This window comes from Streptomyces sp. NPDC018045, assembly GCF_044327445.1.
In the GTDB taxonomy this organism is placed as follows: Bacteria; Actinomycetota; Actinomycetes; order Streptomycetales; family Streptomycetaceae; genus Streptomyces.
Genome location: NZ_JBIRFL010000007.1, coordinates 1 through 23,408 on the forward strand (window position 1 = coordinate 1; position 23,408 = coordinate 23,408).

General features: G+C 73.8%; 18 protein-coding genes and 2 pseudogenes. 10 read left to right on the forward strand and 10 right to left on the reverse strand.

What is annotated here, in order from left to right; genetic code table 11:
• From ACH4EB_RS18260 to ACH4EB_RS18270, 3 genes and pseudogenes are all read left to right on the forward strand, one after another.
• A pseudogene (locus tag ACH4EB_RS18260) lies at positions 1-123 on the forward strand (DUF4232 domain-containing protein); the annotation flags it as partial.
• A 180-nt stretch (positions 124-303) separates the two neighbouring features.
• The gene (locus tag ACH4EB_RS18265; RefSeq protein ID WP_398348549.1) at positions 304-1,101 is read left to right on the forward strand and encodes a maleylpyruvate isomerase family mycothiol-dependent enzyme; all 798 of its coding nucleotides are present in this window, start codon (positions 304-306) and stop codon (positions 1,099-1,101) included.
• Positions 1,102-1,338: 237 nt separating this feature from the next.
• Positions 1,339-1,971: a TetR/AcrR family transcriptional regulator gene (locus ACH4EB_RS18270; RefSeq protein ID WP_398348550.1), complete on the forward strand. Its 633-nt coding sequence runs from the start codon at positions 1,339-1,341 to the stop codon at positions 1,969-1,971.
• 52 nt (positions 1,972-2,023) lie between these two features.
• Here ACH4EB_RS18270 and ACH4EB_RS18275 read toward each other — a convergent pair whose 3' ends face one another.
• The 3 genes and pseudogenes from ACH4EB_RS18275 to guaA form a co-directional block, all read right to left on the reverse strand.
• Positions 2,024-2,923: a 2-hydroxy-3-oxopropionate reductase gene (locus ACH4EB_RS18275; protein ID WP_398348551.1), complete on the reverse strand. Its 900-nt coding sequence runs from the start codon at positions 2,921-2,923 to the stop codon at positions 2,024-2,026.
• 91 nt (positions 2,924-3,014) lie between these two features.
• Positions 3,015-3,627 (reverse strand): annotated as a pseudogene (locus ACH4EB_RS18280) (Uma2 family endonuclease).
• Between the two features lie 112 nt (positions 3,628-3,739).
• Positions 3,740-5,326 carry a glutamine-hydrolyzing GMP synthase gene (gene guaA / locus ACH4EB_RS18285; RefSeq protein ID WP_398348552.1) on the reverse strand — a complete coding sequence of 529 codons (1,587 nt, stop codon included), beginning with the start codon at positions 5,324-5,326 and terminating at the stop codon, positions 3,740-3,742.
• A gap of 278 nt (positions 5,327-5,604) precedes the next feature.
• Here guaA and ACH4EB_RS18290 point away from each other — a divergent pair, with 278 nt between their 5' ends.
• Together ACH4EB_RS18290 and ACH4EB_RS18295 are read left to right on the forward strand one after the other, a co-directional pair.
• Positions 5,605-5,961, forward strand: coding sequence for a chorismate mutase (locus ACH4EB_RS18290; protein WP_398348553.1), 357 nt, complete (start codon positions 5,605-5,607; stop codon positions 5,959-5,961).
• A gap of 988 nt (positions 5,962-6,949) precedes the next feature.
• On the forward strand, positions 6,950-7,621 hold the full coding sequence (locus tag ACH4EB_RS18295) for a hypothetical protein (protein WP_398348554.1): 672 nt from the start codon (positions 6,950-6,952) through the stop codon (positions 7,619-7,621).
• Positions 7,622-7,918: 297 nt separating this feature from the next.
• Here ACH4EB_RS18295 and ACH4EB_RS18300 read toward each other — a convergent pair whose 3' ends face one another.
• From ACH4EB_RS18300 to ACH4EB_RS18310, 3 genes are all read right to left on the reverse strand, one after another.
• Entirely contained in the window at positions 7,919-9,757 is a 1,839-nt protein-coding gene (locus ACH4EB_RS18300; RefSeq protein ID WP_398348555.1) for a GMC family oxidoreductase N-terminal domain-containing protein, read from the reverse strand.
• Positions 9,758-9,834: 77 nt separating this feature from the next.
• Positions 9,835-11,499, reverse strand: a complete 1,665-nt coding sequence (locus tag ACH4EB_RS18305; protein ID WP_398348556.1) for a succinic semialdehyde dehydrogenase — start codon at positions 11,497-11,499, stop codon at positions 9,835-9,837.
• Between the two features lie 348 nt (positions 11,500-11,847).
• Positions 11,848-13,485, reverse strand: a complete 1,638-nt coding sequence (locus ACH4EB_RS18310) for a serine/threonine-protein kinase (RefSeq protein WP_398348557.1) — start codon at positions 13,483-13,485, stop codon at positions 11,848-11,850.
• A 337-nt stretch (positions 13,486-13,822) separates the two neighbouring features.
• Between ACH4EB_RS18310 and ACH4EB_RS18315 the strand changes: the two genes are divergently transcribed.
• Positions 13,823-14,920 (forward strand): hypothetical protein, encoded by a 1,098-nt coding sequence (locus tag ACH4EB_RS18315; protein ID WP_398348558.1) that lies wholly within the window; start codon positions 13,823-13,825, stop codon positions 14,918-14,920.
• On the opposite strand, the gene ACH4EB_RS18320 is transcribed toward ACH4EB_RS18315, so the two are convergent.
• Entirely contained in the window at positions 14,832-15,932 is a 1,101-nt protein-coding gene (locus ACH4EB_RS18320) for a M64 family metallopeptidase (protein ID WP_398348559.1), read from the reverse strand. The two genes, ACH4EB_RS18315 and ACH4EB_RS18320, sit on opposite strands and share 89 nt — an antisense overlap.
• A gap of 802 nt (positions 15,933-16,734) precedes the next feature.
• Here ACH4EB_RS18320 and ACH4EB_RS18325 point away from each other — a divergent pair.
• Both ACH4EB_RS18325 and ACH4EB_RS18330 read left to right on the forward strand, forming a co-directional pair.
• Positions 16,735-17,388: a response regulator gene (locus tag ACH4EB_RS18325; RefSeq protein WP_398348560.1), complete on the forward strand. Its 654-nt coding sequence runs from the start codon at positions 16,735-16,737 to the stop codon at positions 17,386-17,388.
• Between the two features lie 38 nt (positions 17,389-17,426).
• Complete coding sequence (locus ACH4EB_RS18330) at positions 17,427-18,632, forward strand: sensor histidine kinase (protein ID WP_398348561.1); 1,206 nt, start codon at positions 17,427-17,429, stop codon at positions 18,630-18,632.
• Positions 18,633-18,833: 201 nt separating this feature from the next.
• On the opposite strand, the gene ACH4EB_RS18335 is transcribed toward ACH4EB_RS18330, so the two are convergent.
• On the reverse strand, positions 18,834-19,208 hold the full coding sequence (locus ACH4EB_RS18335) for an STAS domain-containing protein (RefSeq protein WP_398348562.1): 375 nt from the start codon (positions 19,206-19,208) through the stop codon (positions 18,834-18,836).
• A 405-nt stretch (positions 19,209-19,613) separates the two neighbouring features.
• On the opposite strand from ACH4EB_RS18335, the gene ACH4EB_RS18340 reads away from it, so the two are divergent.
• Positions 19,614-20,222: a sigma-70 family RNA polymerase sigma factor gene (locus ACH4EB_RS18340; RefSeq protein ID WP_398348563.1), complete on the forward strand. Its 609-nt coding sequence runs from the start codon at positions 19,614-19,616 to the stop codon at positions 20,220-20,222.
• Entirely contained in the window at positions 20,219-21,772 is a 1,554-nt protein-coding gene (locus tag ACH4EB_RS18345; RefSeq protein ID WP_398348564.1) for a zf-HC2 domain-containing protein, read from the forward strand. The genes ACH4EB_RS18340 and ACH4EB_RS18345 overlap by 4 nt, the downstream gene beginning before the upstream one ends.
• Before the next feature lie 93 nt (positions 21,773-21,865).
• Here the strand turns inward: ACH4EB_RS18345 and purU are convergent, their stop codons facing one another.
• Together purU and ACH4EB_RS18355 are read right to left on the reverse strand one after the other, a co-directional pair.
• A complete protein-coding gene (purU, locus tag ACH4EB_RS18350; RefSeq protein ID WP_398348565.1) occupies positions 21,866-22,738 on the reverse strand; it encodes a formyltetrahydrofolate deformylase in 873 nt (290 codons plus the stop codon).
• A gap of 60 nt (positions 22,739-22,798) precedes the next feature.
• On the reverse strand, positions 22,799-23,257 hold the full coding sequence (locus ACH4EB_RS18355; RefSeq protein WP_398348861.1) for a hypothetical protein: 459 nt from the start codon (positions 23,255-23,257) through the stop codon (positions 22,799-22,801).
• Positions 23,258-23,408 lie beyond the last annotated feature (151 nt).

The following is a 23,408-nucleotide window of genomic DNA, read 5'->3' on the forward strand; positions in this document are numbered from 1 at the left end:
GCCACCGTCGCCGTCACGCCGCCCAACGAGACCACCTCCCTGACCCTGAAGTGGCCCTGGGGCCCGCTCGTCGACCAGATGGGCGCCACCCACCCCGCCACCTTCGTCAACCCCATCGGCTGACCAACGCCCCCTGAGCGGCTGTTCCGTGGCCGGGTGCCCGAAAGGGAACCTGTCCGGAACGGCCGCTTTCGGTTCCCGGGCGATCACACCCGGGCCCGTACCTCCCACGCAGGCCCGTACCTCCCGCGCCGCCGGGGAAATTCGCTACGGAAGCGGCGAGGCGGCCACTACGGTGCCCCCATGGCTGCCACGACCGGTACTCCCCTGGGTTACGACCGCTACTGCGCCGAGATCGTCCACCAGGCCGACCTGCTGCGTTCCACCGTCAAGGGCTCGGACCCGACGGCCACGGTGCCGTCCTGCCCCGGCTGGAACCTCGGCCAGTTGATCCGGCACGTCAACGGCGCGCACCGCTGGGTCGAGACGATCGTCGGCACCCGGTCGACGGAGCCCGTCGCCGACGACCTGGTCAACGAGACGCCGCGGCTTACCGGCGAGGACCCGGCCGCGCTGGACGCCCTGCTCGCCGAGGGCGCCACCCGGCTCTCGGACACCCTGCGGGCCGCCGGTCCCGACGTACCGGTGTGGACCGTGGCACCCGGCGGGACGCCCGTGTTCTGGGCCCGCCGGATGACACACGAGACAGCTCTCCACCGGGCCGACGCCGCGCTGGCGGCCGGCCGGGAGTACGTCCTGGACGCGGACGTGGCGCGCGACGCCCTCGACGAGTGGATGGGCTTCCACGCGGTCGAGGAGATCGCCGAGGAGCAGCCCGGCTCACCCACCCTGCTCGGCCCCGGCCGCACCCTCCACTTCCACGCCACGGACACGGCGGCGGAATGGTTCGTCGACCTCACCGGCGAGGCCCCCGTCTGGCGCCCCACCCATGAGAAGGCCGCGGTCGCCGTCCGCGGCACCATCACCGACCTGGTGCTCTTCCTGTACGGGCGGCCCGCCGTCGCCGGGGGCGTGGAGACCATCGGCGACCGGCACCTGCTCGACGTATGGCTGGAGCGGACCCGCTTCTGGCTCCGGTGAGGCGGTCGCGAGGCGCCCGTGGGCCGGTGCCCGGTGGTGGGTGGAAGCCCCGACCGTGGCCGGTGCCCGGCGGGGGGCTGGAGCCGGCCGTGGCCGGTGCCCGGCAGGGTAGGGCGGAGCTGATCGCGACCGGTACCCGACCGGTGAGCGGAGGCCGACCGTGGCCGGGGGCCCGGCGCCGCGCGCTACGCTGGCAGCGACGTAAACGGAACGGCGTTCCATGGGTGGAGGAGGAACGTGAGCGAGGGCACGCGGCAGGAGACCGGCGCGGGCGCCGCGGCCGGACGCCCCGGCAAGCGCGTGCGCGCCGACGCACAGCGCAGCACCGACGCCCTGCTCACGGCGGCCGCGGAGGTCTTCGCCACCTCGGGAGTCGACGCCCCCGTACGGCAGATCACCGCCAAGGCGGGCGTCGGAGCCGGCACCCTCTACCGCCACTTCCCGCAGCGCACGGACCTGATCGCCGCGGTCTTCCGGCGTGAGGTCGACGCCTGCGCCGAGGCCGCCCCCGCCCTCATGGCCGAGTACGAACCGGCCGACGCGCTCGCCCGCTGGCTCCAGCGGTTCGCGGGCTTCATCGCCACGAAGCGCGGCCTCAGCAGCGCGCTGCACTCAGGGGATCCGGCCTACGACAGCCTGCCCGGCTATTTCCGGCAGCGCTTCGTGCCCGTCCTCAGCACCCTTCTCGACACGGCGGCGCGCGCGGGCGCCATCCGCTCCGACCTGGAGCTGGACCCGGAGAACCTGCTGCGCGCCGTGGCCAACCTGACCACGCCCGCCGACGAGGACGGCACCGGGCACACCCAGCGCATGGTCGCCCTCCTCGTCGACGGCCTCCGCTACGGGGCGCGGGCGCCGGGCGCGCGCTGAGCAGACGGCGGGCCCGGGAACCCCCGTGCGCGGCCGTACGGACCCGCCCCCGCTACTCGGACTTGGCGTCCGCGATCTCGTACCCGCTGAGCTGCTGCACACCTCGGAGCAGGGCCGAGTGGTCCAGGCCGCCGTCGCCGCGCGCCACGGCCGAGGCGACCAGTTGGGCCGCGGCGGCGCCGACCGGGATCGTGGCGCCGACGGCGCGGGCGGCGTCGGTGACGATGCCCATGTCCTTGTGGTGCAGCTCCAGCTTGAAGCCCGGCGCGAAGTCCTGGGCGAGGAGGTTCGCCTTCTTGCGGGTGAGCACGGTGGAGCCCGCCAGGCCGCCGTTGAGGACATCGAGGGCGGCGGCGAGGTCCACCCCCGACTTCTCCAGGAAGACGACCGCCTCGGCGCACGCCTGGAGGTTGACCGCGACGATCAACTGGTTGGCGGCCTTGACGGTCTGCCCGGCGCCGTGCGGGCCGCAGCGTACGACGGTCGTGCCCAGCGCCTCGAAGACGGGCCCGGCGGCCTCGAAGTCCGCCGGCTCCCCGCCCACCATGATCGACAGGACGCCTTCGACGGCACCCGCCTCACCACCGGACACCGGGGCGTCCAGTACCCGGATGCCCTTCTCGGCCCCGGCAGCGGCCAGCGCCACGGAGGTCTGCGGGGTGATGGACGACATGTCGATCAGCAGGGCGCCGGGGCGGGCGTTCTCCAGGATGCCGTCCGGCCCGTACGCGACCGCCTCCACCTGCGGCGACGCCGGAACCATGGTGATGACGACATCGGCGTCGCGCACGGCGTCCGCGATGGTCGCCGCTTCCGCACCACCGGCCGCCACCAGCGCCCCGGCCCGCCCGGGGCTGCGGTTCCAGCCGGTCACGGCATGCCCGGCCTTGGCGAGGTTGACCGCCATCGGGCTGCCCATGATGCCGAGGCCGATGAAACCGATCGTGCTCATTACGCGACACTCCCCTTGGTTTCCGCATCGCGGGCTCTTGTCACCGTTATACGGAACTCATCATGGGAGTCTCACCAGCACGCGTCAACGCTCACGGGAGGGCGATCTCGGTGAGGTCGATCTCGGTGAGGTCGATGTCGATGTCGAAGGGAGCGCTCAGTTTCACCTGCTCCCGGAAGAGGTCCACGGAGCGGTAGGTGTGGGTTTTCCCGTCCAGCTCGAAGACCTGCACGACGGGGTAGCCACCGGGCCCCGCCTGTTCGACCCGCCAGAAGTGCGGAATACCCGCGTTCGCGTATTTGTGCGGCTTGGTGTCGCGGTCCCGTGCCTCGGATTCGGGAGAAAGGACTTCGACGGCGAGCAGGACGTCCCGCACCTGGAAACGCGTCTGGTCCGAGTGACGCACCGCCGCGGCCCGCACCACCGTGATGTCGGGCTCGGGACCGTTGCGCTCGTCGATCAGCACCGTCATCTCGCGCGCGACGGTCAGGTGCGGTGGCGCCGTGCGTCGCAGCCCGCTGACCCACGCATCGATCACGACGCTGCGGAAAAAACCTTTGTGGGCCCACAAAAACCAAACTCCCGTCGAGCAACTCCGTATGCGGCGGGAGGTCGGGCAGGGTCAGCAGGTCGTCCACGGTGTAACCGTCCGGCGGAGGCACGGGCCAGTGGCACGCGATCTCAGCGGTCATGAGTCCTCCCATGGACGGGATTCCGGACCGTACGGCCAGCGTACCCATCCAGAACGCCGCAACCGCCGCCCAGACTGATGAGCGACGGTTGCGGTGTGACCTGGGCGGGGGACCTACGAGGGGGTCACTCCCACTCGATGGTGCCCGGGGGCTTGCTGGTGACGTCGAGGACGACACGGTTGACGTCGGCGACCTCGTTGGTGATGCGGGTGGAGATGCGGGCCAGGACGTCGTACGGCATACGGGTCCAGTCCGCGGTCATCGCGTCCTCGGAGGAGACCGGACGCAGCACGATCGGGTGGCCGTAGGAGCGGCCGTCGCCCTGGACGCCGACGGAGCGGACGTCGGCGAGGAGGACCACCGGGCACTGCCAGATCTCACGGTCCAGGCCGGCCGCGGTCAGTTCCTCGCGGGCGATGGCGTCGGCCGCGCGGAGGAGGTCGAGGCGCTCGCGCGTGACCTCACCGACGATGCGGATGCCCAGGCCGGGGCCGGGGAAGGGCTGGCGCTGGACGATCTCGTCCGGCAGGCCCAGCTCGGCGCCGACCGCGCGGACCTCGTCCTTGAAGAGCTGGCGGAGCGGCTCGATGAGCTCGAACTCCAGGTCCTCGGGGAGGCCGCCGACGTTGTGGTGCGACTTGATGTTCGCGGTGCCGGTGCCGCCGCCGGACTCCACGATGTCCGGGTAGAGCGTGCCCTGGACCAGGAACTTCACGGGCTCGCCGGCCGCGCCGGACTCGGCGACGATCTCCGCCTGAGCCTGCTCGAAGACCCGGATGAACTCGCGGCCGATGATCTTCCGCTTCTGCTCCGGGTCGGAGACGCCGGCCAGCGCCTTCAGGAAGCGCTCGGAGGCGTCGACGACCTTGAGCTGGACGCCGGTGGCGGCCACGAAGTCCTTCTCGACCTGTTCGGTCTCGCCCTTGCGCATCAGGCCGTGGTCGACGTACACGCAGGTGAGCTGGTCGCCGATGGCCTTCTGGACGAGGGCGGCGGCCACCGCGGAGTCCACGCCGCCGGACAGCCCGCAGATCGCCCGCGCGCTGCCGACCTGCTCGCGGATGGCGGCGACCTGCTCGTCGACGACGTTGGTGGTGGTCCACACCGGCTCGATGCCCGCTCCCCGGTAGAGGAAGTGCTCCAGAACCTGCTGGCCGTGGGTGGAGTGCATCACCTCGGGGTGGTACTGCACGCCGTACAGCTTCTTCTCGTCGTTCTCGAAGGCGGCGACCGGGACCATGTCGGTGGAGGCCGTGACGGTGAAGCCCTCGGGCGCGGCGGAGCAGGCGTCGCCGTGCGACATCCACACGGGCTGCTCGGCCGGGGTGCCCTCGAAGAGGGTCGAGGCGTTCTTGGAGACGTGCAGATCGGTACGGCCGTACTCACGGGCGCCGGTGTTGTCGACCGTGCCGCCGAGGGTGGTGGCCATGAGCTGGAAGCCGTAGCACATGCCGAAGACCGGGACGCCGGCCTCGAACAGGGAGCGGTCCAGGCTGGGCGCGTCCTCGGCGTAGACCGACGACGGGCCGCCGGAGAGAATGATCGCCTTGGGGTTCTTGGCGAGCATGTCGGCCACCGGCATGGTGGACGGCACGATCTCGCTGTAGACCCGGGCCTCGCGTACGCGGCGGGCGATGAGCTGGGCGTACTGCGCGCCGAAGTCGACTACCAGGACGACGTCGGGGGCGGCAGCAGGTGACGCTGATGGCACTTCGGCGGCCTTCCGGCGGTGGTGGTGCAAGGGGTTGGACTTTCGATTCTAACGGGCTCATACTGAGCGCCATGTACAAGCAGCCCACCTTCGTCTTTACCTATGGCACCGGCCCGTCCGGCTGCCATGGTCGTGCTGCTTGATCAACTGACGAGCGACTTCCCAGGCGCCCCGGGCCGACAAGGCCCGGGGCGCTCTGTGTTTGGTGGGAGTGGCGGGGCCGGAGCGGTGCGGACGGCGGCTGCGGGGGTCATGATCTCCAGGAGTGAGTGACGGACATGAGCGGTATCCAGGCGGTTACGGACCCGGCGACGATCCCTGTGGCCAAGGCCACGACGGCGCCCGCGACACGGCACGCGGTCAAGCCCGACACCGGTGCGCGCACCGAGGCGGCGGCGGGTGTGATCACGGACGCCCGGGAACGGATCGACGATCTCGACGGCCGGATCATCGGCCTCGTCCAGGAGCGCATGGCCGTCTCGGCCGTGATCCAGCGCGAGCGCATCGGCTCCGGCGGGCGCCGGGTGAACCTGTCGCGCGAGATGGAGGTGCTGGAGCACTACCGGGGGCAGCTCGGTCGGCCCGGCACCGCCCTCGCCATGACGCTGCTGGAGCTGTGCCGGGGGCGGGTCTGAGAACGGGGCCGGGGTCGGGGTCGGAACTGAGCCGGAGCCGCAGGCGGAGTCGGGACTGAGCCGGAGTCGGGCCGGGGCCGAAGCCGGGGCCGGATCTGGGAGCACGGCCGGGACCGCGGCCGGATCGGGCGCCGGGTTCGCGACTGATTCGGGGCCGTGGCCGACTCACCCGTACGGCGCCGTGACCGGCCCCCGCCGCACTTCGTTGTTCCGGGTGCCACGCCAGCCAGGTGCGGTCAGCAGGACTACGCGTAGACGCCGCCCGTGGGCGGATCCGCCGGAGCGATGAGACGCCGACCGACTTGGAGCGGTCCGCGTCGTGGGACCTCGCTGCGGTGTTGTGACCGGTCAGCAGGGGACAGCAGCCCGGTCACATCCGATGGGGCGGTCGGTTCCGGGGACGCCTGGGGCCGACCGCATCCGGTCGAAACGGTTGCGCCGAATGTGGCGCGTCCAGCACGATGCACAAGAGCGGCACACCGTGCCCGATGCGGGGCAGTGAACGCGGCACGCCGTGCCCCGAGTGGGTGGCGGCACCGTCGGCGGTCCGGACCGCCGCACGGCGTACGAGCGCCGGAGCCACCGGCGTCGGAGCAGCGGACGCCGCACCCGCGGGGGTGCCCGCCCCCGGACAACTTGAGAGCCAGCGGCGCCCATTCCCCCCCCAGGCGCCGCCCCCTCGGCGCCGACGCTGCCCTGACGCCGGCGCCGAAAGCCAAGGGCCCCGCGGCCGCCCGCACCCCCCTCGCGGGCGGCGACCCGGGGCCCTTCGCTATGGCCGGGCGATGCTCCGCCGAGGCCGGCCGACCCTGCGCCACGGCCGGTTTCCCGCGCCGTGCCCGCAGCCGTGCAACCTTTTCCGGTCAGGGCCGGTCAGTAACTGCACGGTCAGTGACTGCAATCGCCCGGCCATCCCGCGCCCCACCGCGACGGCCCGTACCGAACTGGTGCCGTCAGCACGGCACTTCGTCCCCGAGAGGTCTTCACGATGAAGCTCCGCCGTGCCCTGGCCGCCGTCACCGCGACGGCCGCCATGCTCCCCGCCGCCCTGTCGGCGGCACCCGCCGCGTACGCCACCGGGACACCCGAACCGGCTCCGACGGCCACCGCGTCCGCCACCGCCACCCCGTCGGCGACGCCGACGTCGACGCCCGGCCCGGAATGCCAGGACTGGTCCAGCGAACGGGCGGTCAAAGCCGAACTCCGCGGACTGCCCGGCACGATCGTCGCCGGGTCCGGGTGGGTGGGCTTCACCTACCGCGCCACCAACGTCACCGCCGGGCACCTCCTGTCCGTACAGGCGGCTGCGCAGATCTATGCCCTGGAGAACGAGACCACCGAGGACATCTCCGGGCACCTGACCCTCGAATGGTTCGACGCGGCGGCGGGCCGGTGGAGGCCGGTCGCGGGTCCCGAGGAGGGCGACGGCTACTTCGCCTCGGTCGCCGGTGCGGACGGCCTGGGCCCCGGGGAGTACGCGGAGGCCGAGCTACGGCTGAAGGCCGACGCCAGGACGCCCGCCGGCCACGGCGGCGCGGTGAGCGTGGGCTGGTACCTGAACGCGGACCTCACCTGCGGCTACTCGGACGCCGTGGACCATCCGTTCACCCTCCTGCCCGCGGGCCGCAGCAAGCCCGGCCACGTACCGGACGCCCGGTGACGGCCCGGCACGCGCCCCAACCGCCCGGCGCCGCGCGGCGGGACCGAGCAGCAGGCGCACCTGCCGGTCACCGGGAAGCGGGCCGAGACCGGCACGTCCTCCGGGCTGCCGGTCATCGCGCACTCGGGAGCGGCGGCGGTCGTCCGCGGCGCGGGCGCGGTGTCCGCCGTACGCCGCCGCAGGGGTGCCGACGCGGCCCGAGCCGGAGGGCGGGCGCACCGGGTACGGGCCGTACCCGGGGCGTACGGGCCGTACCGGGGGCGCGATCCGTACCGGGAAGGTGCGTCCGTACGGCTCTCAGCTCTCCGGCCGCGCCGTGGTCCGCGCCTTCGGCGGGACGGCCGGGACGGGCAGCAGCGGCAGGCGCAGGGCGGCGAACGCTTCCTCCGGCACGGCCGGGCGCCGCGGCGCCACCGCGGACAGCCGCCGGTAGGGGCGGCCCGGCGCGGGGCGGGTGTCCTCCTCACCGTTGTTCGGCCAGAAGGACATGGCGCGTTCGGCCTGGGCGGTGATGGTCAGCGACGGGTTGACGCCGAGGTTGGCGGAGATTGCCGAGCCGTCGACCACCGAGATGCCGGGGTGCCCGTACAGGCGGTGGTACGGGTCGATCACGCCGTGGTCCGCGTCCTCGCCGATCGGGCAGCCGCCCAGGAAGTGCGCGGTCAGCGGGGTGCCCATCAGCTCGCCGACGTTGCTGCCCGCGAAGCCGTTGATCTCCTGCGCGAGCAGCGTGGCCGCCTCGGTGGCCGCGGGGATCTGCTGGGGGTTGGGCGCGCCGTGGCCCTGGCGCGCGGTGAGCAGTCCCTTGCCGAGGCCGCCCGGCTTGCGGTACGTGGTCAGCGAGTTGTCCAGGGACTGCATGACCAGGCCGATGATGGTCCGCTCCGACCAGCGGCGGTTCGACAGCGAGCGCAGCAGCAGGAGCGGGTGGCGGGCGCAGTTCGCCGCCCAGGCCAGGGCGCGGGGCGCGTGGGTGGCGACCGGGACCTGGAGGACGGACAGGCTGCCCATCGCGTTGGACCCCTTGCCGTAACGCACCGGCTCGATGTGGGTGTCCGCGTCGGGGTGGATGGACGAGGTGATCGCGACGCCGCGCGTGAAGTCGGCCTTCGGCTCGCCGTGCGCCGTGCGGTAGCGGCGGTCGTCGGTCTGCGCGCCGACCAGCGCCTCGGAGTTGGTGCGGGTCAGTTCGCCGAGCCTGCCGGAGATCCGGGGCAGCAGGCCGCTGTCCTTCATCCGGTGCAGGAGCGTCTGGGTGCCGTACGTGCCGGCGGCGACGACCACCCGGCGGGCGGTGAAGGTGCGGCCCTGGCCCTTGCGCTTGTCGTCGGTGGGCAGGGTGCCGACGGCGTGGCCGCCGCGGGAGTCCTCGGTGAGGGTGACGACGGAGGTCATCGGGTGGATGACGGCACCGGCCCGCTCCGCGAGGTGGAGGTAGTTCTCGGTGAGGGTGTTCTTGGCGCCGTGCCGGCAGCCGGTCATGCACTCGCCGCATTCGGTGCACGCCGTGCGGGCGGGGCCCGCGCCGCCGAAGTACGGGTCCGGGACCTCGGTGCCGGGGGCGGCCCGCGCCGTGCCGTCGGTGTCCTCGCCGTCGCCGAAGAAGACTCCCACCGGCGCCATGTGGAAGGTGTCACCGACGCCCATCTTCTCGGCGGTGGCCTTGAGGTGGACGTCCGAGGGGGTCATGGTCGGGTTGAGCCGTACGCCGAGCATCCGCCGGGCCTGGTCGTAGTACGGCTTCAGCTCGTCCCGCCAGTCGGTGATGTGGCCCCACTGCCGGTCGTCGAAGAACTGCCGGGGCGGTACGTAGAGGGTGTTGGCGTAGTTGAGGGAGCCGCCGCCGACGCCGGCGCCCGCCAGGACCATGACGTTGCCGAGCAGGTGCACGCGCTGGATGCCGTAGCAGCCGAGGGCGGGCGCCCACAGGTAGTTCCTCAGGTCCCAGGAGTTCTTGGGCAGCGTGGCGCGGGTGAAGCGGCGCCCGGCCTCCAGGACGCCGACGCGGTAGCCCTTCTCGGTCAGGCGGAGCGCGGAGACGGAGCCGCCGAAGCCCGAGCCGATGACGAGCACGTCGTAGTCGTACCCGGCCACGGACGTGTCGCGCTGTTTCTGGGCAGGGTGGTCCTGGGGCACTGGCACTCCCTCGGTCTCGGGCGGGCGCGGGGCCCGTGTCTCGGCGGGGCGGGGCGTCTCGGCGGGGTCCGGGCGCCTCAGCGGAGGCGGAACGCCTTCATCGCGCGCAGGCTGCGGGTCATGAACGCCGCGTACTTCTCGTCGTCCATGCCGAACGACGGGGCGAGCGGCATGAGGCGCTGGTGGGCGACGGTCTGCGCCTCGGTGTACTTGAGGATGCCCTCGGAGCCGTGGCGGCGGCCGAGTCCGGAGTCGCCCATGCCGCCCATCGGGGACTGGACGCTGCCGTATCCGGCGGCATACGCCTCGTTGACGTTGACGGTGCCGGTGCGCAGCCGGGCGGCGACGGCGCGGCCGCGGCGGCCGTCCCTGGTCCAGACGCTGGAGTTCAGGCCGTACGGGGTGGCGTTGGCGCGGGCCACCGCCTCGTCCTCGTCGCGGAAGCGGTAGAGGGACACGACGGGTCCGAAGGTCTCCTCCTCGCACACGGCCATCGGGGGCTCGACGCCGTCGAGGATGGTGGGCTCGTAGAACAGCGGGCCGATGTCGGGGCGGGGGCGGCCGCCGGCGACGAGCTTGGCGCCCTTGGCGACGGCCTCGTCCACGTGCCGGGTGACGGTCTCCAACTGTCGCTCGCCGACCAGCGACCCCATGTCGGCGCCGTAGGCGAGGGCGTTGCCCAGGCGCATCGCCTTGGTGCGGGCGGCGAAGCGCTCCACGAAGGCGTCGGCTATGGACTCGTGGACGTACAGCCGCTCTATGGAGATGCAGAGCTGACCCGCCGAGGAGAAGCAGCCGCGTACGGCGCCCGCCGCGGCCCGGTCCACGTCGGCGTCGCGCAGCACCAGCATGGCGTTCTTGCCGCCGAGTTCGAGGGAGACGCCGACCAGGCGGTCGGCGGCGCCCCGGGCGACCTCGCGGCCGGTGCGGGTGGAGCCGGTGAAGGAGACGTAGTCGGCGCGCCTGACGACCTCCGGGCCGACGACCGGGCCGGCACCGAGGACGACCTGCCAGACCTCCGGGGGCAGCCCGGCCTCGATGAGCTGCTCACGGGCCCACAGGGCGGTCAGCGCGGTCTCGGTGTCGGGCTTCATGACGACGGCGTTGCCCGCGGCGAAGGCGGGCAGCGCGTCGCCGACGGACAGCTCGAAGGGGTAGTTCCACGGCGCGATCTGCCCCACGACGCCGCGCGGCTGGCGCAGTTCGGTGACCTTGGTGAGGGTCGGTACGACGCCGGTGTGGCCCCGGGGCCGCAGGTACGCGGGGGCCTTGCGGCCGTAGTGGCGGGCGGCGACGGCGACGGCCTGGATCTCCTCGTGGGCGTGCAGCCGGGCCTTGCCGGTCTCCAACTGGATCAGGTCCAGCACCTCGGCCTGGCGGCGGAGCACCAGGTCGTGGAAGCGCAGCAGGACGGCGGCGCGCTGCCGTACGGGCACGTCGGCCCAGGCACGCTGGGCGGTGCGGGCGCGTTCGAAGGCGGTGGCGACGTCCTCGGGGGTGGACTCGGGCAGGTCCGCCAGCTTCTCGCCGGTGAACGGCGTGTGGTTGGCGGTCCGGCCGCTGCCGGTCACGCCGCGGGTGAGGCGGGTGACCAGGTGCGGGGTGACCACGTCGGCGGCGGTACGGGTGCCGGCGACGGCGCGGGCGACGGGGTTGCCGCCGGCGGGGGCGTTCCGGTCGGCGGCGGGCGCGGCGCCGACGGGTACGGAGGGGCGGGTTCCGGTGTCCTGCGAGTCCGTCATGCGGGCGAGCGTATGCCGCGCCGGACGCTTTGGGTACCCACCGGTAATGAGTTTTCACGCGGTGGGCACAATCGCGCCAGTATTCACTGGCCACAAGGCCGCTGTGCTGGGGCTTACGGGCGCGGGGCACCATGGCGGCCAGGGCCGCGACGGCCCCGCCCCCGAGGATTTCCTGGCTCTTCGAACGCTCCGCCCGTACGCGGACAGCGCGTCGCCGTCCTCGCGGGCCGCGCCCTCGGCAGGCACGGTCACCGTCGGCGCCCGGGCCGGGAACGGCTCCTTCCCCGACCCGGCAGGCGGCACCGCCTCAGGACACTCTTCCCGGCACCCCCTGCGCACGGCACGGGATCAGCCGCCCGGGCCGGGCTCCACCGGGTGAAAGGTGCGCAGGGCGGTCGTGAAGTGCCGTTTCGCCCACTCGCGTTCGGCGAGCGGCGCCGAGACCCACACGTCGTACGTCCTGCCGCCCTCCTCCCAGCTCAGGTCGAAGGTGTGCCGGGGGCCGCCGTCCTGCGGACCGCCGTCCCAGGTGAACTCCCACAGGGCGGCGGGCCGGCCGCGGTGCGTGGCGCGCGAGACCGTGCCGTCGCGGTAGCCGGGGTAGCGGTCGGGGCCTTCCGCGTCGGCGCGGCGCATCGCGTCCAGCGGCCCGGCGGAGGTCTGCTTGCGGAGGTGTATGCCGATCCGGTGGCGCCGGCCCGCGGAGTGGTAGAAGACGCGCGGCGCCTCGTAGGAGCGGGCGAAGCCGTCGGGGACGGCGAGAGCGAAGCCGAGGGGGTCGCGCGCCATGAAGTAGCCCGGTGGGGCGGTGCTGTCGGGGCCGGGGGCGGTGGTGGCCGTACCCGGCGTGCCCGAACGTTCCTGCGACGGCCGCGACTGCGTGGTCCGGGGCCCGCCGTCCTTCCCGTCCGCGGGCCCGTCCCCGTCCCTGAGGACCAGCGCCGCGAGGCCCACGCCCGCCCCCGCGAGCAGGCACACGGCCAGGCCCGTGAGGAGCGCGGTGCGCGCGCGGCCGGTGTGCGGGCGGGCCGCCGCGGCCAGCGCCCGGTCCGCCAGGGCGTCCGGTATCGGGACACCGGGCGGCCGGCCCGGCTCCGGCGCGGGCACCGGACGTTCGGGGGCGGCGGGCGCGGGCGGCGGCGTCCCGGGGGCCCGGCCCGACTGGAGGTAGCCGCGCAACAGCCGTTCCGTGCCCGCGATGTCCAGCCGCCGGTCCGGGTCCCGCTCCAGCAGGCCGCGGACCACGGCCAGCAGCGGCCGGGCCGGCTCCGGCAGTTCGATCTCGTCGTGCACGACCGCGTTCAGCACGCCGCCCAGCGAGTCGCGGTGGAACGGCGTCCGCCCGCTGAGCGCCGCGCACAGCAGCACACCGACCGACCACAGGTCCGCCGCCGGCCCGGCGTGCCGGCCGGCCATCCGCTCGGGCGCGGTGTACTCCGGTGAGCCGACGAAGCCGCCCGCCTCGGTCAGCGTCGGGCTGCCGGGGACCTGGGCCACTCCGAAGTCGGTGAGGACGATCCGGCCGGAGCCCTCCTCCAGCAGGACGTTGGCGGGCTTGATGTCGCGGTGCAGGACACCGCGCGCGTGGGCCACGCGCAGCGCGCCGAGCAGGGCCAGTCCGATGCGCGCCACCTCGCGGGGCGCGAGCGGCCCGCCGCCGGCCAGCCGGTCGGCGAGGGAGGGGCCGACGATCAGCTCCATGACGATCCAGGGGCGGGCGTCCTGCTCGACGACGTCGTGCAGGACGATCACGTTCGGGTGCTTGATCTGCGCGACGGTCCGGGCCTCGCGCATCGCGCGCGCCCGCTGCGCCCCGGGGTCCGCGCCGGCCGGGCCGTCGTCCAGGTGCAGTTCCTTGACCGCCACCTGGCGGCGCAGCAACTCGTCGGTGGCGCGCCAGACCGTACCCATGCCGCCGCGGCCCAGCCGTTCGCCCAGGCGGTAGCGGCCGGCGATGAGCCGGCCCTCACCCCGCAAGCTCCCCATGGGGTCATCTTGCCCCAACGGCCCGGCGCCGGCGGCCGATGTCGGGGAGACGCGGGATGCACGAGAGGCGCACGGGTCGGTTGCACACGATTGCGGCGCGCGCCCGGGGGCAGAGAGTGGGAAGCCCGGCCGGACGGTGCGCGGTGGGGCACGGTGACCCCGCGTACGGCAGTGCCCCACGACACACGCGAGGGAACCTCCGCCGCCTCCGCCGCCGTCCTTGACACAGTGAGGCGGCAGCAGCACACGGCAGTGGGAACAGGGCGGCGACAAGTGGGCAGTCGGCAGCGCACGGGCCGGCGCGGGTGAGCACGGCGTGGCGGATCGGGGGTCGGACATGGTGATACAGGACGGCGGTGCGGTGGACGTCCGGCCCGGCCCCGACCCCGGCCGGGCGGCGGCCGGGCACGAGCGCGCGTACCGCACGGCGGGCGCCGCCCTCGGGCTCTACGGCGGCGCGCTGACCGCCTGGACGGTGTACGGGATCGTCCAGGGCGACGGCAGCGTCTGGGACTTCTTCGAAGGGCTCTTCGACCCGCGCGCCTCCTTCTTCATGTGGACGCTCGGGCCGGGCGAATGGGCCCTGGTCGTCGCGCTGCTGGCGGTCGCGGCCGGCGCGCTGGCCCTGCGGCGGGTGGCGCGTACGGGCGCGCTGCTGCTGGGCTGGGTGATCCTGGCCCAGTCCGCGCGCGAGGCCGTCGGCCTGTGCCACGCCGGATACCGCCGGTCGTACGCCCTGGAGCCGCTCGGCGGCTGGGTGCTGGCGACGCGGGCCCTGGGGCTGCTGGCCGCCCTGGTGGTGGTCGTGTCGCTGCTCCGGGCCACGGAACGGGCGGGGGCGGCCGGGCAGTCCGCGGAGGGCGGGGAGCGGCCCGGGCCGGCGCAACGGTCGTGCGCCGACACGGACTCCTGGTGGCGGCGCCGGCTCTCCCGTATCTGCGGGGTGCTGTTCCTGGTCATGGGCGGGACCCGGCTCGCCTGGACGGCGTGGGGCATGGCCGAGGAACATGTCGACCTCGGGTCCTATCTGCGCCGGGCGGTGGACGGCTCCGTGAACGGAGCCGTCCGGCTCTCCCAGTCCGGCGAGTTCACCACGCTCTCCTCGGTGACCGCCCTGCTGGTGCTCGGCGTGCTCGCCGTCCGCAGCAACCGCGATGTGCGCGGCGCGCTCCTGGTGTTCGCCGCGGTCGAGCTGTACCTGACCGTGCGGACGGTGGTGCTGCTGACCGTCACCGGGTTCTTCGGCGGCCCGTTCGTCACGGGCGAGAGCGCGTTGTCGCTGGCGATGACGGCGTACGAACTGGCCGCCACGACCTCGGTGGTGGTCCTGGCGACCGGCCGCTCGTTCAGTGCGTACGGCTCCTACCAGGGGCAGCGGAGCGGCCCGTATGGCGGTGGAAGCCATCGATCATGGCCTGACGGCCGGGCAGGTTGAACTCGCGGCCCAGCGTGCGCATGATCGAGTTCTCGGTGGGCCGGTTGAGGCCGCGCGGGTAGTAGCCGCCGCCCTCGTAGGCGCCGACCTTGCCGCCGTCCGGCGAGTTCTGGCCGAGGTAGCGGTACCACTTCGCCTTCTGCGCCTTCATCTGCGCGGCGCTCATCCTGGTGATGTTGGGCGCGGCCGGCTCCGGGCCGCTGTACGTGCCGTTGGTGTCGTACACGTACTCGTCGGCCAGCTTCCCGAGGGAGTGGCCCGTCTCGTGGACCGCCACCTGCGCGGAGTCGCGGTGGTCGGAGGAGGCGGTGGCGATGCCGTCGTACCCGACGGGCGAGGTGACGTCGTTGTAGCCCGCGCCGCCGTACTTGGCGGAATTGCCGAGGACGAGCACGAGGTCGGCATCCGGGGCCTTGGAGGCGTACGACTCGACCTTGCCGGTGTCCACGCACAGCAGGCGTTCGATGTCGTCACACCAGAAGCGGGCGTCCAGGGCGGTGTCCTTGACCACGCCCTTGGACGGGTCGCCGGAGACGCCGGACTGATTGGAGACGGCGTCCACGGTCCAGACGTTGAACAGCGAGCGGTTCGCGGCGTACGGCTCGACGGCGGCGATCTGCGCCCACTTCGCCTTCGCGTCGGCGTGGAAGTCCTTCTGCTGGGCGAGGGTGTAGCCGTCGCCGACGATGACGACGTCGACCTTCTTCGCGGTGGGGCCGTTGCGGATGACCGAGGTCACGGTGCCGTCGGCGGCCAGCTCTGCGGCGGAGCGGGCGCGGTGGGCGCGGGCCAGGCGCTCGGGGGTGGCGACCGGGACGGTGGTGTGCCGGGGGTGCCCCTGCGGACCGGTGAAGTACTCGACCTGCTGAGTACGGGCGGCCCCGGGCGGCGGCGCCGAGGCCGGGGCCGCGGAGTGGGCGGGGGAAGCCGAAGTGGCGGCAGAGGCCGCGGCGGTGGGGGCGGCGACCGCTGCGCCGCCGACGAGCGCGAGGCCGGCCGCGGCGGCGGCCACGCGGATTCCCGTACGGCTGCGACGAGTCGCCCGGGCGGGTATGGACGTGCCGGGCGGTGTGGGGGTACGCCGGGGTCTGTGCACGAAGAAGCCTCCGAAGCGATGCCGAGCCGTGCCCCGGGGAGGCCGTGCTCCGAGGGGGTGGTGGCCCGCGGAACGCCCAACGGGCAGGCGTGGCGCGGATCGCGGACAACCTAGAGGCGGCAGTGACCGGAGGCAACGGGCGGGGCAGAAGTTGTCCGGAGACGGGTGGGACTCGACCGGGCGGCGGGGGTGGAGGCGGGCGGGCCCGGCCGGGCGGCGGGCCCGGAGCCGGGTGGTTCTGGCTGGTCAGCAGGTGTGGAGTCGTGCGGCCCCGGCCGGTCGGCAGGTACGGAGATGGGTGGCCCCGGCCGGTGGCGGGCACGGAGGCGGGCCGAAGGACCTGCCGGTGACGGGCCCGGAAGCGGGTCGGCGGGCCTGCCGGTGACGGGCCCGGAAGCGGGTCGGCGGGCCTGCCGGTGACGGGCCCGGAAGCGGGTCGGCGGGTCCACCGGCGACGGCCGCCGCGTGTGGGGGTCGCGGCGGCCGTCGGAGGCTGTGTCCGGTCGCCCGGCCGGGGGCCGGACACACTCTCACTGTGAGCTGCACCGCCTGGACGGCTTGTGGCCGCCTCCGTGGTGCAGCATGAAAGGCACTCTGCCCGCGGGCGCCACCTCACGGCATCCTCCGCAGGTCGTGCACCGACCCCCGCCGTCCGGCGGGGGTCGGCCACGCCACGCGGCGGGCAGGCCCGAGGACGCGATGCAGAGAGGGGCGGCCGGTGATCCGTGTCGCGGTGGTGGACGACGAGCGGCTGGTCAGATCCGGGCTGCGGATGATCCTGGGCACCGCCCCGGACATCGAGATGGTCGCGGACTGCGGCGGCGCCGAGGCCGTGGACACCGTGCTGGCCGGCGCGGCGGACGTCGTACTGCTCGACATCCGGATGCCGGACGTGGACGGGCTGACCGTGCTGCGCCGGCTGCGCGCCGCCCCCGAACCGCCCGCCGTGGCCATGCTGACGACGTTCGACGCGCAGGAGTACCTGTCCGCGGCGCTGCGCGAGGGCGCGGCCGGTTTCCTGCTCAAGGACTCCGACCCCGAGCAGCTCGTCCGCGCCGTGCGGACCCTGGCCGAGGGCGGCAGTGTGCTGGACCCGGGCGTCACCCGGGCCGTGATCGGCGGCTTCCTCACCGCCGAGGACCAGGCCGCTGCGGCCCGTGCCGTACGGGCGCTGACGCCACGGGAGTCGGAGGTGCTGGCCCTGCTGGGCGAGGGTCTGGGCAACGCGCAGATCGCGGCGCGGATGGGGCTGGCGCCGAGCACCGTCAAGGACCATGTACGGACGCTGCTGGGCAAGCTGGGCGGCCTCAACCGCGTCCAGGCGGCGATTCTCGCGGACCGCGCGGGCCTCGTCTCGGGCGGCCCTCGGTGAGCGCGTTCGGCGGCCTCCCCGGTGGCATACGCCGGGCCGTGTCCCTCGCCGTGCCGGTGCTCCTGTCCATGGTGGACGCCTTCCTCGTCAACGGGCTGGACCTGGGCCTGGAGTCGGGCGTCTCGCTGGTCGCCGCCGCCGCGCTGCTGCTGCGGCGCCGGCTGCCGCTCGCCGTCTTCCTGGTCACCCTCCCCGGCCTGTACATCGGCTACATCTGGTTCGCGCCGATGATCGCCCTCTACACCCTCGCCGCGCTCCGGCCCGGCCGCGCCCGGCCCGGCGTCTGCGCCGGGCTGCTGATCGCCGCGCACTTCTTCCCGTACCCGCTCTCCGACCTGGACCCGGGCGCGTACCGCGAGAACATCCAGGTGCTGATCGACGCGACGGTGACCTCGGCCGCGCCCATCGCGCTGGGCCTGCTGGTGCGCACCCGCCGCGAACTCGCCGCCCGGGTCGACGACCTGACCCGCAGCCTGCGCCGCGAGAACCGGCTGATCGCGGACCGGGTGCTGGCCACCGAGCGGGCGCGGCTGGCCCGCGAGATGCACGACGTGGTCGCGCACCAGGTCAGCCTGATCAGCCTCCAGGCCGGTGCGGTGCAGGTGAGCACCGAGGAGGAGGCCGCGCGGGAGTCGGCCCGGACGATCCGCGAACTGTCCGTGCGGACCCTGGAGGAGCTGCGGCACATGGTCGGCATCCTGCGGGCGGCCGGCGGCGGCAGCGCGGGCGCGCGGGACCTGGCGCTCCAGCCGGACCTGGCCGAACTGCCGCGGCTGATCGAGATGAGCGCCCTGGACGTCGACTACGAGCACGAGGTGCCGGCCGGGGCGGCCGGGGCGAAGGCCGTGGAACGGGCCGTCTTCCGGACCGTCCAGGAGGCGCTGACCAACGTACGCAAGCACGCGCCGGGCGCTCGGGTACGGGTGCGGGTCGCGGCGGTGGGGGACGCGGGGGCCGAAGGCGGAGACGGTGCTGGAGGCTGCGGCGGAGACGGCGACAGCGGCGGAGGCGGCGACAGCGGCGGGGGCGGGGGCGCCGGGCCGAAACCTCCGCGGGCCCTGCGGGTCGAGGTGCGCAACGGGCCGCCGGACGCCGCGGCGCCCACCCCGGCGCTCCCGGGCGGCGGCCATGGGCTGGTCGGCCTGCGCGAGCGCGCCCAGAGCCTGGGCGGACTGCTGGAGGCCGGGCACACGGCGGACGGCGGATTTCTCGTCCGGGCGGAATTCCCGCGCGACGCGGGGTGAGAGGTCAGAGGGAGGTGCGGGTGAGGGGCGGTCACATCGCGTTTGGGGGCTGAAATGTTTCGAGGCGAAAGGTGCGGGCTTCGATCGACGATCCGAAACGCTGCGTAATTTACTGATCACGTAAAGCGATTTCGAGGGTGTGCAGGGTGTCCCCGTACGGCTGTCCGCCCACCCGGCGGGTCCGTGCGGATTTCCGCGGGGCTACGCGGAGAGCGGGGCGGCCGCCTCGTCGACGGCCGTGCTCAGGTCGGGGTAGACCTCGAAGAGCCGGCGCACACCGAGCGCCGCGAGCACCCGGTTGACGTGCGAGCCGTCCACCGCGCCCTGGGCGGGCAGGATCAGCCGCAGCCGCCCCTGGCAGGACCGCATCAGCCGGCGGGCGGCGATCAGCACGCCGACGCCGCTGGAGTCGCAGAACCGGACCTCGGAGAGGTCCAGCACCACGCTGCGGCGGCCCTCCGCCACCGCGTCGTGCACGTGCTGGCGCACCGCCGGCGACGTGACCAGGTCCATCTCGCCGGAGACCTGCAATACGGCCCAGCGACCCTGCTCGCCTTCTGTCACCTTCAACGACACGCGCTCGAAGCCTTTCGCTCGCTTGCGGACGGGCCACCCCCGGCACCAACCGGAATGCGCCCTTCCCGCCTCGACTGCCCGGCCGTTCTCCCCTGAAACTCTTCAGAATTCTTTGCGCAACGGGCCGTTCCCTACCAAGGCTATGCCCAGTGAGCGGGGAACTTTCCCCGGGAACCGGTCACACACGGATAACACATCGGCAGATACGGAAGCGAACAGTTGCGCTTCGATCCGCCATGAACGGGCATTACCGCCAAAAGTGACCGTGTCCATACCATCCGTAGGCCACCGGCACAGCGGATTTGCCGCAAAGGGGCATCGATGTCGGACCGGACCACTACATTCGATGGCACGGTGGAGCGCGGGGGCGGCCGGGGCACGGCGGCGGCGAGGGATGGGGGCCGGATGGGACATGACGCACCGCCGCGCTGGGACAGGCGGATGCAGCAGCGGCTGGCGCGCGGCGAGGCGGCCGCGCTCGGCGAGCTGTACGACCGGTTCGCTTCGCTGGTGCACAGCCTTGCCCGCCGGGTCCTCGGCAGTGAGACGGCCGCCGACCGCATCACCCGTGAAGTGTTCGGCTACATCTGGGAGAACCCCGACTCCTACGACCCCAAGCAGGGTTCGCTGCGCTCCTGGGTGGCCCAGCTCGCCCACCGCCAGTCCGTGCACCGGCTGCGCCAGGCCGAGGCCGCCTCGGCCCTGGACCGCGGCCAGGACGCCCCCGAGCCCGCCGAGCTGGAGCGCCAGATCCGCGAGGCGTCCACCGCCGCCCGCGCCGACTACATCGTCACGTCCATGCCCGCCCCGCTCCGCGCCGCCCTGGAGCTGGCCTACTTCCAGCGCCGCGACTACCGCCAGACCGCCGCCGACCTCGGCGTCACCGAGGACGAGGCCCGGCGGCGGCTGCGCCTGGGCCTGCAGTTGCTCTCCACCGCGCACAACCACCAGGCCCTGCCGCCGGACCGGACGGCGCCCCGACCGAGCGGCCCCGGATACGGACGGCACCTGTGAACGGCCCGGAGGAGTGGGACCCGCACGACCCGCACGACCACGACCCGTACGACCCGGGTGACGCGCACGACCGGGCCGGCCCGCGCGACGGGCGCGAGCCGCACGACCCGGGCGGCCCGCAGGACCCGGGTCCGGGCGGCGCGCCCCGCTCCGGCGGCCGGCCCCGCATACCGTCCCCGCGCACCGCGGCGGAGGACAACGGGCCGCTGCCCGACGCGCCCCCGCCACCGGCGGAACCACCGGCATCGGGCCCGCCCGCGTCAGAACCGGCGCCGGGCACACCCGCATCGGAGCCCCCGGCAGCGGACGCTCCCGTACCGGCACCCTCGACACCCGACGCTCCCGTACCGAAGCACCCGGGCCCCGGACCGGAGACGGCGCCCGCGGACGCCACGGGCGGGACCGCCGATGCCCGCACGTCGGCCGCGCCCGCGCCCGCGCCGCCCCCGCACCGGGTGCTGAAGTCCCTGCTGGGCGCGTGGGCCCTGGCCGCCTGCTCCGCCGAGGAGACGGCCGCCGTCGAGGAGCACCTCACGGACTGCGCACCGTGCGCGGACGAGGCGCTGCGCCTGCGCGACGCGGTCGGCCTGCTGCACCCCGCCGATCCGCTGGACCTCGACCCGCTGCTGCGCTCGCGCGTGCTGGAGGGCTGCCTGGGCCGGCGTCCGGCCCGTATCCCCGTTCCGGAGTGGGCGGCCCCGTACGACGCCGAGACGGCCAAGCTGGACGCGCTGCTCAGCGACATGGGCGAGGCGGAGTGGCGGGCGCCGGTGCGGCTGCGCTGGTTCGAGGGCGAGCGGCTCACCGAGCGGCGCACGACCGTCGCCGGGGTCATCGGGCATCTGATGGCCGTGGACGGCCTGGTCGCCGCCGCGCTCGGTCTCGGCGACCCGCTGGGCGCCGCCGCCCCGCACGGACCGGCCGGGCCCGGTGACCGTACGGAAGCCTGCTGGCAGGCGATGGCGGACGGCCGTGCCCCGCACGTCACCCGCGCGCCGTGGCGCGACCAGAGCCACACCCTGATCCGGACGGTGTCCTTCGCCGGCCACGGCGTCGCCGAACTGACCGTGCCGTACGGGGGCGACCGGCTGCCGCTGCGCGACGCCTTCCTGGACCGGGCCTTCGAGTGCTGGGTGCACGCGGGCGACATCGCCGAGGCGGTGGACTATCCGTACGAGGCCCCGGCCTCCGGGCACCTGCACCTCATGGTCGACCTGGCGGCCCGGCTGCTGCCCCGCGCGCTGGCCGCCCGGCGCCGGGCCGGGCTGGCGCCGCCGCCGCAGCGGCTGGTCGAGGCGGGCGCGCCCGGCCGTACGCTGCATCTGGAGGTCGAGGGGCGCGGCGGCGGCCACTGGTACATATCCCTGGACTCGCCGGGCGCCGTCGGCACACCGGACCGCACGGTCGCGCACATCGCGCTGGACAGCCTGGAGTTCTGCCAGCTCGCGGCCGGGCACGTACCGCCGGAGGAGACGGCCGCCGGGCAGCACGGCGAGCCGGAGGCGATCCGCGACGTGCTGTTCGCCACCGCCTCGCTCTCGCGGCTGTGAGGCTCTGGGCCCGCCGGACGCCAGGCGCCGGGACAGCCCCGTCGACGGACCACCGGACGGCCCTCGGCGGGCCGTCCGGGGGCGTTCGCGCCGTTACGCGAAGACGACCGTGCGCGAGCCGTTGAGCAGGACGCGGCGCTCGCTGTGCCACTTCACGGCGCGCGCCAGGGCCTGGCACTCCACGTCCCGGCCGACGGCCACGAGCTGGTCCGGCGTGACGTCGTGGCCGACGCGCTCGACCTCCTGCTCGATGATCGGGCCCTCGTCGAGGTCCGCCGTCACGTAGTGCGCGGTGGCCCCGATGAGCTTGACGCCGCGGGCGTGCGCCTGGTGATAGGGCTTGGCGCCCTTGAAGCTCGGCAGGAAGGAGTGGTGGATGTTGATGATGCGCCCGGACAGTGCCTTGCACAGGTCGTCGGAGAGCACCTGCATGTAGCGGGCGAGCACGACCAGCTCGACGTTCTCCTCCCGCACCAGCTCCAGCAGCCGCGCCTCGGCGGCGGCCTTGGTGTCCTTGGTCACCGGGATGTGGTGGAAGGGGACGCCGTAGGAGCCGACCAGCTCGGCGAAGTCGGTGTGGTTGGAGACGACGGCCGCGATCTCGACCGGCAGCGCGCCGATCCGGGAGCGGAAGAGCAGGTCGTTGAGGCAGTGCCCGAACTTGGACACCATCAGGACGACGCGCATCTTCTCGTCGGCGCGGTGGATCTGCCAGTCCATCTGGAAGGAGTCGCCGACCGCGGCGAAGCTGGCGCGCAGCTTCTCCACGCTGACCGTGGCGTCCGCGCTGAAGTGGACCCGCATGAAGAAGAGCCCGGTGTCGTGGTCCCCGAACTGCTGGCTGTCCTCGATGTTGCAACCGGTCATGAACAGGTAGCTGGACACCGCGTGCACGATGCCCTGCTTGTCCGGGCAGGAGAGGGTGAGGACGTACTGGTCGGGGGTACGGGGCTGCGAGTCGCTCATGACCTCATAGGGTCGCACATTCCCGGCCGTGCTCCGTCCCGCGGCGGCCGGGCCGCTTCCTCAGGCCGGGGCGCCGGTGCTCCGCGTCATGATCGCCAGAACTTCGAGGGAGTGCGGCGCCGCGTCCGGGTCCTCACCGTCCGCCGTCGCCATCCGTACGTGCGCGTCGCGCGCGGCCCGCACCGCCTCCGGCCAGCCGTGGTGCTCCAGGTAGGCGGTCACCGGGGCGTCCGGGCCGACCTGGTGCATGATGCGCAGCACCCGCAGGACGGCCACGTCGACCAGGGACGCCTCCTGGGAATCGCGGAAGATCGTGCCGACGTACTTCTCGGCGGACCAGTTGTCCAGCCAGGTGTCCTCGACGAGCCGGTAGACGGCGTCGGTGACGTCCCCGTACCCCGGGAGGCCGGCCAGCCAGGTCTCCCGCTGGAAGACGGGGTCGGAAAGCATGTGCAGCGCGGAGCGCACATTGCTGCGCCAGCGCCACCACGGCATGTCGGTCAGCGGCATGGCGCCCATGGTGGTCGAGCGACGGCCGCGACGGGAAGACTTCTCCGAACCTTGCACAGTATTCGATCGTACGTTCTCGGCCGATGATCACCGGCGGCCCCCCGGAATTCACCCCACTGCCACCACGCGTTGCCCCGACGTCACTCACCCGTTCCGGCCG

What these genes read in the sequence shown, in the direction of transcription:
- ACH4EB_RS18265 (WP_398348549.1), top strand. Translation starts at nt 304, where the DNA reads ATGGCTGCCACGACCGGTACTCCCCTGGGTTACGACCGCTACTGCGCC.
- ACH4EB_RS18275 (WP_398348551.1), bottom strand. Translation starts at nt 2,923, where the DNA reads ATGAGCACGATCGGTTTCATCGGCCTCGGCATCATGGGCAGCCCGATG.
- ACH4EB_RS18290 (WP_398348553.1), top strand. Translation starts at nt 5,605, where the DNA reads ATGAGCGGTATCCAGGCGGTTACGGACCCGGCGACGATCCCTGTGGCC.
- ACH4EB_RS18295 (WP_398348554.1), top strand. Translation starts at nt 6,950, where the DNA reads ATGAAGCTCCGCCGTGCCCTGGCCGCCGTCACCGCGACGGCCGCCATG.
- ACH4EB_RS18305 (WP_398348556.1), bottom strand. Translation starts at nt 11,499, where the DNA reads ATGACGGACTCGCAGGACACCGGAACCCGCCCCTCCGTACCCGTCGGC.
- ACH4EB_RS18310 (WP_398348557.1), bottom strand. Translation starts at nt 13,485, where the DNA reads ATGGGGAGCTTGCGGGGTGAGGGCCGGCTCATCGCCGGCCGCTACCGC.
- ACH4EB_RS18315 (WP_398348558.1), top strand. Translation starts at nt 13,823, where the DNA reads ATGGTGATACAGGACGGCGGTGCGGTGGACGTCCGGCCCGGCCCCGAC.
- ACH4EB_RS18340 (WP_398348563.1), top strand. Translation starts at nt 19,614, where the DNA reads ATGGGACATGACGCACCGCCGCGCTGGGACAGGCGGATGCAGCAGCGG.
- purU (WP_398348565.1), bottom strand. Translation starts at nt 22,738, where the DNA reads ATGAGCGACTCGCAGCCCCGTACCCCCGACCAGTACGTCCTCACCCTC.
- ACH4EB_RS18355 (WP_398348861.1), bottom strand. Translation starts at nt 23,257, where the DNA reads ATGGGCGCCATGCCGCTGACCGACATGCCGTGGTGGCGCTGGCGCAGC.